Source organism: Corynebacterium sp. H128 (genome assembly GCF_037482625.1).
In the GTDB taxonomy this organism is placed as follows: domain Bacteria; phylum Actinomycetota; class Actinomycetes; order Mycobacteriales; family Mycobacteriaceae; genus Corynebacterium.
Map to the genome: position 1 here is coordinate 144,302 of NZ_JBBHKW010000006.1, position 13,448 is coordinate 157,749.

Annotated in this window: 10 protein-coding genes and 1 tRNA gene; 6 read left to right on the forward strand and 5 right to left on the reverse strand. The window is 56.0% G+C overall.

The features are described from left to right. Positions 1 to 11: 11 nt before the first annotated feature. Positions 12 to 512 carry a M48 metallopeptidase family protein gene (locus tag WG915_RS07305; RefSeq protein WP_339564718.1) on the forward strand — a complete coding sequence of 167 codons (501 nt, stop codon included), beginning with the start codon at positions 12 to 14 and terminating at the stop codon, positions 510 to 512. On the opposite strand, the gene WG915_RS07310 is transcribed toward WG915_RS07305, so the two are convergent. Beyond that, positions 513 to 1,835: a zinc-dependent metalloprotease gene (locus WG915_RS07310; RefSeq protein ID WP_339564719.1), complete on the reverse strand. Its 1,323-nt coding sequence runs from the start codon at positions 1,833 to 1,835 to the stop codon at positions 513 to 515. Between the two features lie 91 nt (positions 1,836 to 1,926). On the opposite strand from WG915_RS07310, the gene WG915_RS07315 reads away from it, so the two are divergent. Further along, positions 1,927 to 2,970 (forward strand): YlbL family protein, encoded by a 1,044-nt coding sequence (locus WG915_RS07315; RefSeq protein WP_339564720.1) that lies wholly within the window; start codon positions 1,927 to 1,929, stop codon positions 2,968 to 2,970. Here WG915_RS07315 and WG915_RS07320 read toward each other — a convergent pair. Both WG915_RS07320 and WG915_RS07325 read right to left on the reverse strand, forming a co-directional pair. Then, complete coding sequence (locus tag WG915_RS07320) at positions 2,967 to 3,644, reverse strand: hypothetical protein (protein WP_339564721.1); 678 nt, start codon at positions 3,642 to 3,644, stop codon at positions 2,967 to 2,969. The two genes, WG915_RS07315 and WG915_RS07320, sit on opposite strands and share 4 nt — an antisense overlap. Positions 3,645 to 3,663: 19 nt before the next feature. Then, positions 3,664 to 4,128: a PPA1309 family protein gene (locus WG915_RS07325; protein WP_339564722.1), complete on the reverse strand. Its 465-nt coding sequence runs from the start codon at positions 4,126 to 4,128 to the stop codon at positions 3,664 to 3,666. A gap of 95 nt (positions 4,129 to 4,223) precedes the next feature. Here WG915_RS07325 and WG915_RS07330 point away from each other — a divergent pair, with 95 nt between their 5' ends. From WG915_RS07330 to WG915_RS07345, 4 genes are all read left to right on the forward strand, one after another. Then, on the forward strand, positions 4,224 to 7,154 hold the full coding sequence (locus tag WG915_RS07330; RefSeq protein WP_339564723.1) for a UPF0182 family protein: 2,931 nt from the start codon (positions 4,224 to 4,226) through the stop codon (positions 7,152 to 7,154). A gap of 237 nt (positions 7,155 to 7,391) precedes the next feature. Beyond that, positions 7,392 to 8,057, forward strand: a complete 666-nt coding sequence (locus WG915_RS07335; protein WP_339564724.1) for a DUF3558 domain-containing protein — start codon at positions 7,392 to 7,394, stop codon at positions 8,055 to 8,057. Beyond that, positions 8,011 to 9,717, forward strand: coding sequence for a hypothetical protein (locus WG915_RS07340; protein ID WP_339564725.1), 1,707 nt, complete (start codon positions 8,011 to 8,013; stop codon positions 9,715 to 9,717). Before WG915_RS07335 ends, WG915_RS07340 begins: the two co-directional genes overlap by 47 nt. A 120-nt stretch (positions 9,718 to 9,837) precedes the next feature. Then, positions 9,838 to 9,911, forward strand: a tRNA-Met gene (locus WG915_RS07345). 88 nt (positions 9,912 to 9,999) lie between these two features. Here WG915_RS07345 and WG915_RS07350 read toward each other — a convergent pair. Next, positions 10,000 to 11,772 carry an ABC transporter ATP-binding protein gene (locus WG915_RS07350; RefSeq protein ID WP_339564726.1) on the reverse strand — a complete coding sequence of 591 codons (1,773 nt, stop codon included), beginning with the start codon at positions 11,770 to 11,772 and terminating at the stop codon, positions 10,000 to 10,002. After that, positions 11,769 to 13,307 (reverse strand): ABC transporter ATP-binding protein, encoded by a 1,539-nt coding sequence (locus WG915_RS07355; protein WP_339564727.1) that lies wholly within the window; start codon positions 13,305 to 13,307, stop codon positions 11,769 to 11,771. The genes WG915_RS07350 and WG915_RS07355 overlap by 4 nt, the downstream gene beginning before the upstream one ends. Positions 13,308 to 13,448: the final 141 nt, after the last annotated feature.

Genomic DNA, 13,448 nt, shown 5'->3' on the forward strand with positions numbered 1-13,448 from the left:
AATAGCCCGTTATGGCACATGAGGTGGAGGTAATACGTTCCCCGAAACGTAAACGCACGATCAGCGCGAAGCTCGTCGGTGACAAGATCGTCGTGCGAGTACCCGCCGGGATGCCACCACAGCAGGAGAAGAATGAAGTAGCGCAACTGGTGGCAAAGCTGCAAAACAAGCTGCAACTTGCCGCGGCAGCAATGACAGATTCCGAGCTGGAGACACGGGCACACCACCTCAATGAGGAGATCCTGAATGGTCAGGCAAGATTCACCAAGATCCGCTGGGTGACCAACCAAAACAGTCGCTGGGCTTCGTGCACCGCAGCGACAGGGGAGATTCGAGTTTCGCACCGCTTACAAGATGTTCCTGCGTATGTACTGGATGCGGTGCTAGTGCACGAGCTTGTGCACACGTTCATCCGCACGGGGCACTCGGCTGAATTTTGGCAGTGGGCAGACAAGGCCCGCCATGCGGAGCGCGCCAAAGGCTACCTTGAGGCGCTCGCGCGGCAGATCTAGCTATTTATCTGACCCTTCGCCGTCAGCATCGTCAGAGTCCTCCTGCTCGGACTGGTTCCGCAGCATTTCTTCTAGTGCGTTGATCTCGGCGATTGGATCGAACTCGCCGTTTTCGTCTTCATCAAGCAAGGCGTCGATAAAACCGGCGGAGTTTTCTAGATCCTCGGCGACTGGGAGGAAATCGGGGTGATCCCAGATCGCATCGCGGCGCTGAGTTCCCACTGCGATCCCTACGCGTCGCCACAACTCCATGGCTTCGGCAACCTTAGGTGCGGAAAACTCGATGCCTACCACCTTGGCGAAGGCCTTCTCGGCGGAGCCTCCGGTTGCGCGACGGCGTCGCCAAGCCTCATTCATAGCGCGAGTGCTCGGCACCCGATCGCCCATAGCCTCGGTGACAACCAGCTCCACCCAGCCTTCAACCAACGCCAGCATCGTCTCAAGTCGGCTGGTGGCGCCGCTATTTCGGGAAGTAATGCGAGGCGAAAGGTCAAGGTTCTGTAGACGCTGCATTGCATCCTGAATCTGGGAAGGATCCCCGGATTCCAGGTTCAGTTCCCGCATTGCTTCCTCGATGTGGGAGGTATCTATCACCAAACCCGCTGCGTATTCCTCAACTGAGGAAACCAGGCGCTCCACCAGCCACGGCACATGCTTAAACAGACGCTGGCGGGCGGCCTCGCGGGCACAGACATAAACCATCACTTCCTGTGACGGGACTTCCAGATCCTTAGCCATTGCGGTGAGCTGCAGTGGTAGAACCGCAAGCGTGCCGCTCGGCACCACGGGGAGACCGAAATCAGAACCCGTGAGAGCTTGTTTAGCCAGGTCACCTAAAGCATGCCCGAGTTGCATGCCAAAGTTCATGCCAGACATTGAATTCATCATCTGTAGCATCGGGCCCACCATTTGCCGGGCCTCTTCTGGAAGCTGCTCGAGCTGTGCTTCATTCATCCGAGCTGCCACGGGCGACACAAAACGCTTCCAAGTTGGCAAGGTGGCCTCCAGCCACTGCTCGGCATTCCACGCGGTAACCGTGCCTTCCGCAGTTGGGAGGACAGTAGCGTCGTCGAGCCACATATCCGCCAGTCGCACGGATTCACGGACGGCTGTGAGATCGCTTTGGCTCACCGCCCCGACCTTGCCGATCTGCTGCTTAGCTATGCGTTGCGCTAATTCATAATTGACCGGCTCGTCAGACTGCGAGTTAAAACCACCGCTAAACATCTGTCCAAGTTGGTTAAAAAAGTCTCCGAAGTTGCCACCGGAGTCACCAGAATTGCCGCCGTTAAAGCCGAAAAAGAAGTTGTTATTGTCGCTCATAATCACCAAACTACCGCAGTAGCTGGGAGAAAAAACCCTCTCCGCGGGACGCTGTTAGCGAACAGCCCAGAAGCAGGTAAGGTTGCAAGGCGTGAATCGTCGATCCAAGACCGTAATTTGGGGCGCCATCCCTGTGCTGGCGTTTACCTATCTCATCTCCGCACCCACAGTGCCGTTTACGGATATTCCGCTGACGGTGCCATATGCGGCAGAAGGTCCAGGGCCCACATACAATACGCTCGCAGATTACGACGGAAAACAGATCGTCAACATCGCTGGTGCCGAGGTGGATAAAACTACCGGCAATCTCAACATGACGACGGTTTCCGTAAGAACGCAAATGACGCTGAGCCAGGCAGTAGCCCGATGGCTGTTCAGCGAGGACACCATTGTCCCCATCGAGTCAGTTTTCCCTCAGGACATGACCGAAGAAGAGATCAACCAGCAAAACCAGCTGGCCTTCGTCGATTCTGAATCCTCCGCGACGCTCGCCGCCTTCAACTATCTTGGACGCCCAACGGTAGTAGAAATCAAAGAGGTCACACCAGATGGGCCCGCCAAAGACCACTTGGCCGCAGGCGAACGCATCGCTGCCATCGACGGCATCGCAATTCACTCCCCAGATCAGCTGCGAGGCTTAGTGTCTGCTAAAAAACCGGGCGAGAAAGTAAGCGTCACGCTTGTCGACGGCGGCACTAAGGAAATCGAGTTGGGGGAGAACCCGCACACAGGGACTGGTTTCCTGGGCATCACCATGGGTTCTGTTCCAGCAGATGACACCAAGGTTGAGTACAACCTCGAGGATATTGGCGGGCCCAGCGCAGGCCTGATGTTTTCGCTTGCTGTCGTCGATAAGCTCAGTCCGGGCGAACTCACTGGCGGCAAGTTCATCGCAGGTACTGGAACGATTGACGCCGCCGGCAAAGTCGGCCCCATCGGCGGAATCCAGCACAAAGTCCGCGCCGCGAAAGAGGCTGGTGCGGAGGTGTTCTTAGCCCCGCAGGACAATTGTGCTGAGGCAATGCGGTCGCAGGCTGAGGGCTTAACTGTCCTGAAAGTTGCGACGATTGATGACGCAATCCGACAGCTTGAGGCATACAACTCCGGAGGAGAAGTAACTACCTGCTCGAATTAGAGGTTTTCGGCAGTGGGCGTAGGCGTCGAAGTCTCGGCCGGGGTTGCCAAGCCTAATTCGTAGATTCTTTTCAACGGATCCTGTTTGTCGGAAGAGACCATCTGCTGCATGGTCAGCCCCTTCTTGTTGTCCACCACCGTGATAACTGCGGTGGTGCCCAGGGTTGACCAGCCAACAATGCGATCCCCAGAGTCCTCGACTACGCGGGAGCTCCGCAACTCGGTGAGCAGCTGAGTGGTGGAAGCGGCTTTCGCGTCACCCTTGAAAAACTGGAACTGTCCAACGTCCGGGCCGGTGCAGGCACTGGAATCTGGAATACCGTTAGGTGCGCAGTTTTCGAACATCTTGAAGAACTCTTCGGGAGCCAGCGATCCGTACATTTCGGCGACCTTTCGGACGCTGGAAGCTTCTTTGGCAACAGAGGATACTTCCGGCTTTTCACTTGGACTCGTCGTTGCCGCATTCGTGGCAGTGGACGTGGCAGCTGAGGTGCTGGCTGGCGTGCTCGTGCGCGGGAGCTCGGTAGGTGCCTGTTGCGTTGTCTCCGGATTAGGGGCGGGTTCGTCTTTGCCGCAGGCGGTCGCGCCGGCCAACGCCAACGGTACGAGCAGCCCTAATGTTCCGAGCGCGCGACGATGCGCTGTTAGCTGCCCCAGCTCTTTACGACCAAGCACGGTAACCAAACTTTCCCTATTAGTAGTCTTCAGACGTAGCGTCCAGTGTGTAGCGTAGCGCTTCGATCACACCTGGCGCTACGTCTGGGCCACCTCTGAGGTCGATCTTGTCCTCTGCAAACGGTTCCGCGAGCTCTGCTTCGGTGGGGCGCAGTTGCAGCAGCGTGAGTTCTTGTTCTCCGCGAAGCACGCCAGAATACAGCCGTGCTGGACGCGCCGGGGCGCCAGCATCACTGAATTTGATTTCTTGGGCCAAGATCACCCCCTCAACCTCTTCCGGCCACACGATGGTGGGGAGCACATCTTCTACAGCACCGGGAAGGTCATCTTGTACCACGAGCGCGAGCGGTCCTTCCTCCTCCGGCAAGCCGAGCTTTTCGACGGGGACGAGGGCAAACAAAGTGGGGTTAGCATCCCAGCCTTCGGCGTGGATGAATTCAACTGCCTCGAGCATGGCCTTGTTCAGTGCTGCATCTGGGTACATGAGCTGCCTTCGCGGTGGGGGAGTGGAGGAATTCCATTCCATCTTAAAATCCGTAGAGTATAGGAGAATACCTGCAACGGAAGAAGGAGTTGGAATTGGCGACCAGCCTACAACCTCCAGCGAGACGATCGGTCCGGAGACTCAGCATTGCTTTGGCCCTCCTGACAGTGCTGATCATGGCAGCCCCAGCTGTGGTTACGTACCTTACTGACTGGATGTGGTTCCAGGAGGTGAACTATCGAGGGGTCTTTAGCACCGTATTAATAACACGCGTTGTGCTGTTTTTTATTTTCTTCATTTTTGCGGCGTTATTCGTGTGGACGGCTGGTTTCTTAGCATTTCGAAACCGCCCAGACACGTTGGATGCTTTTGATCTGGACAGTCCGATTCACGGCTACCGGAAGATGGTTGAAGATTCCTTAAAGAAGGTCCTGATCGGTCTGCCACTCATCATTGGCCTGTTGGCAGGCATCGCGGGTCAGGGGGCATGGCGTTCGGTTTCGCTGTTCCTCAACCGGGAATCCTTTGGCATCAAGGACCCCGAATTCGGCATGGATTACGGCTTTTATGCCTTCGTCCTTCCCGTGCTGCGGATCATCGCGGACACATGGTCGATCCTGCTTGTGATCAGCTTCTTCATCGCCTTGGTGGGACACTACCTATTGGGCAGTATTCGTGCAGGTGGGCCGGGGCAGAAGAGCTATGTCTCCCACGCTGCTCGCACTCAACTAGCGATCACTGCCGGCCTGTGGATGCTGGTGAAAGTAGCGGGCTATTGGCTGGATCGCTATGACCTGCTTGGTAACGAACACGGAACTTTTACCGGCGGTTCCTATACTGACCTTCACGCTTATCTGCCCGCGAAGATCCTCCTGATGATCATCGCAGCTGTGGTAGCTGTGGCGTTCTTCTCTGCAGTATTTCTCAAGGACCTGCGCATTCCGGTCCTTGCAGCAGTGTTGATGCTGCTGTCGTCGATAGTGATTGGTGTCGCATGGCCTCTCATGATGGAGCAATTCTCCGTCGGACCGAACCGTGCCCAAAAGGAATCGGAATCCATCAGCCGCAATATCGAGGCCACCCGCTACGCCTACGGGCTCACCGATGACAAGGTCACCTACCAAGAGAACTGGGGCGTTGAAGGCGGCAACACTGAGTCGGTAGCAGACGATGAAGCCACCGTGTCCAACATCCGACTGCTCGACCCGGAAGTGCTCTCTGACACGTTCACCCAGCAGCAGCAGCTGAAAAACTTCTATGGCTTCCCAGACACCCTCGCGATTGACCGCTACAAGGTAGATGGTGAGCTGCGCGACTACGTAGTAGCAGTTCGAGAGCTTGACCCGAATGCACTTTCAGGCAACCAGAAAGACTGGTTGAACCGGCATACCGTGTACACCCACGGCAACGGTTTTATTGGCGCACCCGCGAACCAGGTTGATGAAGTGGCCCGTGATGTCGGATCCACTCGTGGTGGCTATCCGCTTTACTCTGTCTCTGATTTGCAGGCACAGCAACGCGAGGCCAAGAACGACATGGGCATCAAGGTGGAGCAGCCGCGCACCTATTACGGTCCAGTGATCTCTGATGTTCACCAGAGCATGGATTACGCCATTGTTGGCACCGCCGGCAACCCGGTGGAATACGATGCCGACGGCGTCAACTTCACCTACGACGGCAAAGGCGGGGTGGACGTGTCCAATATGTTCAACCGCGCCATGTTCGCACTGCGATACCAAGAAATGAACCTAGTGTTGTCCGAACGCATTGGGGACAACTCCAAGATTATTTTCGAGCGCGACCCCCGCACCCGTGTGGAAAAGGTGGCGCCGTGGCTCAAGGTTGACTCCGCCACGTACCCCACAGTTGTCGACGGCCGTATCAAGTGGGTCGTGGATGGCTACACCACCTTGAAGAACTTGCCTTACTCCCAGCGCACTTCGCTTGGTCAGCTCACTAAGGACGCTTTGAATCCTGATGGGACACCAGCGTTGCAGGATGAAAAGGCTGCGTATCTGCGAAATTCAGTTAAGGCTACCGTGGATGCCTACGACGGCACCGTGGAGCTTTATGAATTCGACACCGAGGACCCAGTGCTTAAAGCCTGGAAGGGCGTTTTCCCGAACACCGTGAAGCCAAAGTCCGCGATCTCTCCAGAGCTCATGGAGCACCTTCGGTACCCAGAGGATATGTTCAAGGTGCAGCGAGAACTCATCGCCAAGTACCACGTGGATGACCCTGGCGTCTTCTTCACCAATGATGCTTTCTGGTCCGTCCCTTCTGACCCGACCGCTCCTGATGACCGCAAGGACCTCAAGCAGCCTCCGTACTACGTAATTGCCGCGGACCCGCAAACAGGTAAGCCGTCTTTCCAACTCATCACCCCATTCCCAGGGCTGAATCGTGAGTTCTTGGCGGCGCACATGTCTGTGTCTTCCAATCCGGACAGTTACGGCAAGATCACGGTGCGCGTCTTGCCAACGAATACGCAGACCCAGGGGCCGAAGCAGGCTCAGGACACCATGATGTCCTCCGACCAGATTGCTCGCGACCGCGCCTTGTGGGAGCGAACCAACACGCTTACCAACGGCAACCTCTTGACGCTTCCAGTTGGCAACGGCAAGATCCTTTACGTTGAGCCGGTGTATTCGCAGCGCAAGGACCAAGAGTCTGCATTCCCTAAGCTGTTGCGAGTGCTGGTGTCCTATGACGGCAAGGTTGGCTATGCCCCGACGATTGCCGAGGCGCTGTCTCAGGTAGGTATTGACCCACGGGCTGCCAGCGACCTTTCTGAGGCCAAAGACCTTGAAGCAAAGGATCCGAAGCCAGCCGAAGGTGAAGCCCCAGCGCCTGCCGAGGGGAATGCTCCGGCACCTGCCCCAGCAGATACCGCTGCAGCAACGGAGAACCTCCGCAAGGCACTCGATAACCTCAACGCTGCGAAGGACAAGTCGCACGAGGAATACGGCAAGGCCCTTGACGAGCTGGATAAGGCAGTTGCTGAAGTCCAAAAACTACAGCAGTAACTCCTAGTTCCGGTAGATCCCCCGCAATAGACCTTCGACCATTATGGTCCGGTCTTCGGCGGGGGTTTTCCATGTGCTGTGTCGTCTTTGTCCAAGTGAACTATTCGTGCCGAGAAAATTTTGAAAACAATGCAACCTTTTGGGGTGCTTCAGCAGTCTAAAGACAATGAGGGCATCTGCATTTAGAATGCGAACTAAGTGACGCCTGACACAAGCCAAATTTTCCTAGGGGGGATCATGCGCCGACTTCGCGCGCGTTCAAAGCAGAAGCTCTCAACTGCCATCGCAATCACATGCTTCACACTCGCCAGTTGCGCCACAACAACTGCGGACACTGCGTCTTCATCAACAGGGGAGCCTGAAACAGGCGGCGCAGACACCGCAACTATCGACGTCCAAACACCAGCAACCTTCGACCCAAAAGACCCGAACTTTAAACTCTTCGACCCGTGCACTGAGCTGCCCGACGAAGTATTTAAGGAAGCCGGGTTGGGGAAAAGATCGCGATTTGGGAACGAGCCTGGGGCTGATTACAAGATTTGTACTTTTCAAACAGCTCCTGATGCTGGATTTTTTGGGTCGGTTTCCGTGATTATGAATGCTATTGACTTTGACACTATCCAAAGGAAAATGCATGTCATACGAGGCACGGTAAACGCCAATATGCCTGGTGTTTACCAGTATCGAGAAGCAGAAGACCAAATTCACGATTGTTCTTCAGTAGCGCAATCTTCTGGAGGCCAGTTGGAAGTAACTGTTACAGACCTAGATAAGAAACTGAGCAGTTCAGAAGTGTGTGATCAGTCGTTGGCCTATCTTCAGTTCATTTACCCAGAAGTAGAGCAAAGGTTAAATAATGGCACACATTCAGATAGATTCCGAGATGCTGAGTCGCCAAGTTGATGACGTAGATACTTTGGCAAGTGATGCCCGAGGAATCTACAAGGCAGGCAATCAAGGTGGCCTGTCCGCCGCCTATTCCGATGTATCTGGCCTCGATCAGATGGGCGCAGCTCATGGCTTTGTAGTGCAGGGTGGTGTTGGTTCGGCTGTGCAGACTTTGCAGAAGTATGCAGATCAGGTCGCCTGGTTGCGTGATGGTCTGCGGGCCACGGAAAAGTCGCTAACCAGCCAAGATGATTTGGCGGAGCGCGCCATGCAAATTGCGGATGAGGGCGGAAATGTTGGTGCGGAGTCGACGCTGTTTCCCGCTCGACCGGACCAAATCTTCGAGGACTTCGATTTTCCGCATCCTGCGGTTTCGATCCCGGCTAGTTTGTCGGAGTTGAGCGCTGCGTTTGCGGGAACGGATTCGGGAGCGGTTGCTGCCTCGGCAGAATCGTGGTCAAGTATGGCCCGGAATGCGTCGGTGTTGGCGGAGAGTATTCGTACCACTGCCTGGGACATCGCTGAGATCAACAAAGCTGACAGCATCAATTCGGCTGTGGAGAAGGCTCTTCAAGTGGCGGATGCAGCTGACGTATTTTCCACAAATGCCGGTCTAATGTCAACATCCGTGAATTACATGGGGCAGGTGGCGGAGGCCAGCGCTATGCATGTTTCGATGGCGGAACTGGCAATTGCGTTCATTCAGGATCCTGTCGAACGTGAGGCGGCCGAACAGGCGTTCTTGCAGGAGTTTATGGGCGGTACTTTCCCAGCTGCAATTGAAAGTGCAATGCCTCAGATTCGCAATTTGATGAAGCTGGAGCAGGGCGGTGCGGGCGGCGGTGAGGTCCAAGCTGCAATGGGACTTATCGACGGCAATGGGCGCCCCGGTCCCGTCGCGAAAATCAACGCCGGAACTGCGCAGATGCAAGAGTTGGTGAATTCTCCAAAGGATATTGGGCCAGGTAGTTTCGGGCAGATTTCTGAAAATATGCAGCAGCTGGATCAGTTGGGTGAGCTGGGTATGGGTGGTATCGGAAATCTTGGAGAATTTGGAACTCAAGCAGCTAGCGCGTTCGGGGGAGTCGATCCCATCGGTGGGGTTGGCACGATGCCAGTCGGAGGAGGGCATGCGGGTCCCGTGGGACAGTTTGGTGTTCCTGGGATTGCTGGTGGCGTCGGCAAGCATGCGGCCGGTGGGTTTGGCACTGGTGGCGTCGGCAAGCTCGCTGCGGGGCAAGGACTACCTGCAGGACTGGGGGCCAATTTCAACCCGGATCTCGGCGCGGCCTCGACAACGGTTGCGGGTGTTGGCACGGGCGCTGGAGGTAGCGGAGTTGGAGGTGCTGGCGCCGGTATCGCCCCGGTTGGTGCTGGTCCACTAGGAGGTGCCGCGGGACGGGTAGGAAACAAGGGGAGTTCTTCTGTGACGGCCCCTGGATTTGCTACTACTCCTGCCGCTGGCGGCAGTGGTTCAGCTGGGGCTATGGCGGGAGGAATGGGCCGATCGATGATGCCGATGGGCGGCATGCCGTTTGCCCCGCAGCAGGACAATAAGCGTGGCAAAGTGAAGACGGTGACCTCAGCAGTCGAGGAAGACGGCAACCTATCGGCTTTGCTTGGTGATCTGCCTCCAGTGGTACCGGGGCCGATCGGGGCATGGGCGCGCGGTTAGGCCTGTGACCAGCGGATTGGTCAATTGTGGCGGGGGTATGTATAGTAATCACCTGTCGCCGAGACATGATGTTAAGCATCAAGTTACGGTGAGGTGAAATCAGAAATGATTTACGCCCGTCGCGGGGTGGAGCAGCTCGGTAGCTCGCTGGGCTCATAACCCAGAGGTCGTAGGTTCGAATCCTGCCCCCGCTACTAAAAAATAGCCCTTGATCTGGTCAAACAGATCAAGGGCTATTGCTTTTGCCATTGCCTATTGATTCAATTCGTCTTAGCCGGGTGTTCAGTTGGTTGTCGGTGTGAGAGACCATCCACTGGCTTGAGAACGTGCGTTCCAGAACCGCTGGTACTGCCCAGGTTGTGTTATCAGTTCTTCATGGGTTCCACGCTGGACGACGCGACCTGTGTGATCGAGGACGACGATCATATCCGCCTTACGAATAGTTTCCAGCTTGTGGGCAATGACGATCAGAGTGGAATTCTCGCGTAGCTTGTCCATCGCGGCGATGATGTTGGCTTCGTTCTCGGCGTCAAGGGCGCTGGTGGCTTCGTCAAATAGCACAATGGGGGCTTGCTTGAGCAGTGCTCGGGCTATGGATACGCGCTGGCGCTCACCACCGGAGAGTGCCCGTCCGCCCTCGCCTACGGTGCTGGCCCATCCCTGGGGGAGCCTATCGATGATCTCGTTGACGCCAGCCAACCTAGCTGCTTCATACACATCCGCGTCGCTGGCGTCGGGACGACCCACACGGATGTTGGCTTCAAGTGTGTCATCGAATAGATAGACGTCTTGGAACACCATCGATAGCTGACTCATGAGATCTTCGGTGCTTTGATCTCGTACATCCACGCCGCCGATACTGACATTTCCTGCCGTCGTGTCGTAAAAGCGAGCCAGCAGTCGTAGTAACGTCGTCTTGCCGCATCCTGACGGCCCAACGATCGCGCACATGGAGTGTGGCGCAACATCAAGGCTCACTCCCCTAAGGACGAGTTGTTCGGGTGTATAGCCGAAGCTGACCTCCCGCAGTTCTACATGCCCGGGGCTGGACAACGCCTTACTTGTAGTTGGGGTTGGCAGGACTTCAGCAAGCATCACGGTGCTGAAACTGTCGATCTGACTTCGACGGTCTTCCAGCCCGACGATGCTCGAGGATATCGATGCCAGAACGGCGTGGAAACGCAGCGCAATGCCAATGATGCCGATGCCAGTTACTGCTGACAGTGAACCTGATGTGAGTAGGAATCCGGTCACCAAAATGATGGCGACGACGATGCTCTGGATCATGGAACCTGAAAGAATCTGGCCCAGAGTCTCCCAGTACATTGAAGTTCTTCCGACGCGTTCGTTGGTCTTTAGAGCGTCTTCCAACTCTGCATAGTCGGTGCCGCGGTCGCTGGATCGTAGCGCTTGCTGGCACTTGGCAAATTCGACAATGCGTATTGCCACCTCGTCCTCAGTGGGCTCATGTCGCTTCCTGCCATGGCGGAAGCAACCGCGCCCGAGCCAAAGGAATAGCGTCATTAGAGGTGCGCTGAGGAGAAGCATGAGGCCAAGTCGCCAGTCTACGAACCAAGAGCCGATCATAATGACCGCGGCGCTGCTGATCTGTACGAGGAGGGCATAGAAGTAGTGGGCGGCGAATTCAGCGACGGACATCATCTCTTGGCTCACCATGCGTGAGAGTCGCGCTCCTGTACCCTCCCGAAACCATCCCAGAGGCAACGATGCTACTTTATTGCCGACACCAGCGTAGATGTCGTCTAACATCCGAAGCGCCGCCATGTAAGAGGTTCTGGTGCCTAAGAAGTCTATGGCAACAGCGCTCAGCCCCATGACACCTAGGGTGATGAGCCAAGCGCGGAAGGACATCCCGTAGCTGGGCTGCTGAGTAACTAGGGAAGTGGTGAGTGGCACCAGTGTGATCAGGCTGGCTCCGTGGAGAGCGCCATTTAATGCACCGAGAATCAGTCCGAACCGGAATTGCCGCCAAGCCTCGGGAGACATCAACCTTCGGTATTGCGACAGTGTGTTAATGGCTGTAGCGGAACTCATCTGACTTCCTTGTTTGAATTGGTTTGGGCAATGAGGGTGGCGTAATGGGGTTCATCCAGGAGTTCGCTATGAGTGCCGCAGGCTATGACTTCTCCTCGTCGCAATACCGCGATTTGGTCAGCCCCAGCTATTGAAGCCGGCCGGTGTGCGATCACGATTACTGTCCTGCCCTGCGCGAGTCTGGTCAACGCTTTCTGAATATCAGCTTCGGATTCGGGATCTGCCATGGCAGTAGCCTCGTCCAGGAGCAGAATTGGGGTGTTTCTTAAAAGAGCGCGAGCAATGGCTATTCGCTGTTCTTGCCCGCCCGAGAGATGGATCTGGGCGCCCACGACGGTGTCGTACTGTTCTGGTAAGGACATGATGAACTCGTCGATAGCAGCGGACTTGGCGGCTGCTCTGATGGCTGCGGGGGAAGCGTTAGGGGCACCTAAAGCGATGTTGTCGGCTACTGACATAGCGAGCAACTGTGCATCCTGCAAGACAAAGGAAATCTTGCTGTACAAGGTGGATTGGGTCAGTTCGCGTAGGTCAACTCCGCCTAAACTGATGGTGCCGCTGCTGGGGTCGTCGAAGCGAGCCAGTAGTGAACCCAGGGTTGATTTTCCAGAACCTGAGGGGCCGATTAATGCTGTGACTGTACCTGGGGCGAGGGCCAATGAGACGTTTCTTAGTGCCTCGACACGAGAATCTTCCTCGTCCGATCGAGTGTAGGTATAGCTGACATCATCCACCACCAGGTGATCGTCTTTGGGTGCAGCGACGTCGCTTTCAACGCGCGTGAGCTGCGGAGTGTCCAGGAGCTCGCATAGCCGGACGGCGGAAGATCCTGCGAGTTGATAGCTCCAGGAAATAGTGGAAACGGTCATGACTGCTTGGGGCAAGACCAATGCGATAAGCGTGGTCGCCATAACCTCGGCAGGGGTCACCCAGCCCGCGTGAACCATTAATGCGCCTCCCCCCATATTTACCAAGCTGACCACTGGTACGGCGATCCAAGCCATAGCGCCAGCGCTAATTGATACGAGCGGTAGGCACCAGCCACGGTAAAAACGAAGGAATTCGTTCGTTGCTTGGATATAGCGGTCATGGGCTTGTCCCACTCGGCCAAAGGCTTTGACCACGCTGATGCCGGATGCTAACTCCACCATCGTTGCTGATACTTGAGCGAGTTTGCCATCCATTTCGGCTGTTTTCTCACCCATACCACGCATGGTCAGCGAATAGGTGAAGAGGAACAACGGTACCGTCGCTACGGTCAGTAGCCCCAGTCTCCAATCAATGAACACTGCGTAGCTGAATAGCAGCAGTGGGGTGAGAATTGCGTTGAGACGATCTACTGGGGCATGTGCGAGGACGGTGTGGACGACTTTCGTGTCATCCTGAATCGCTTTACGCACCGTTCCTGAACTCGCTTCCGTGAACCATCCCAGTGGAGCCTTGGAAAGCCGAGTCAGGAGGTCACGGCGCATCTGAGTGCGAAGTGAGAGGTCGGCAAGGTGTGTGACCAGCAGGCTGATGAAGTACAGCAGCAAATGCAGGCAGAAAGCTGTGGGTTTGATCGCTTTGCGGCGGCTTTTTATGATCGCTCGGGGGCATTAATTTCCGATCACGAGGATGCTGGCGGCGGCTTCGATGACATCGTCGGTGATGGTCTCGAGTTGGTTGATCTTAAG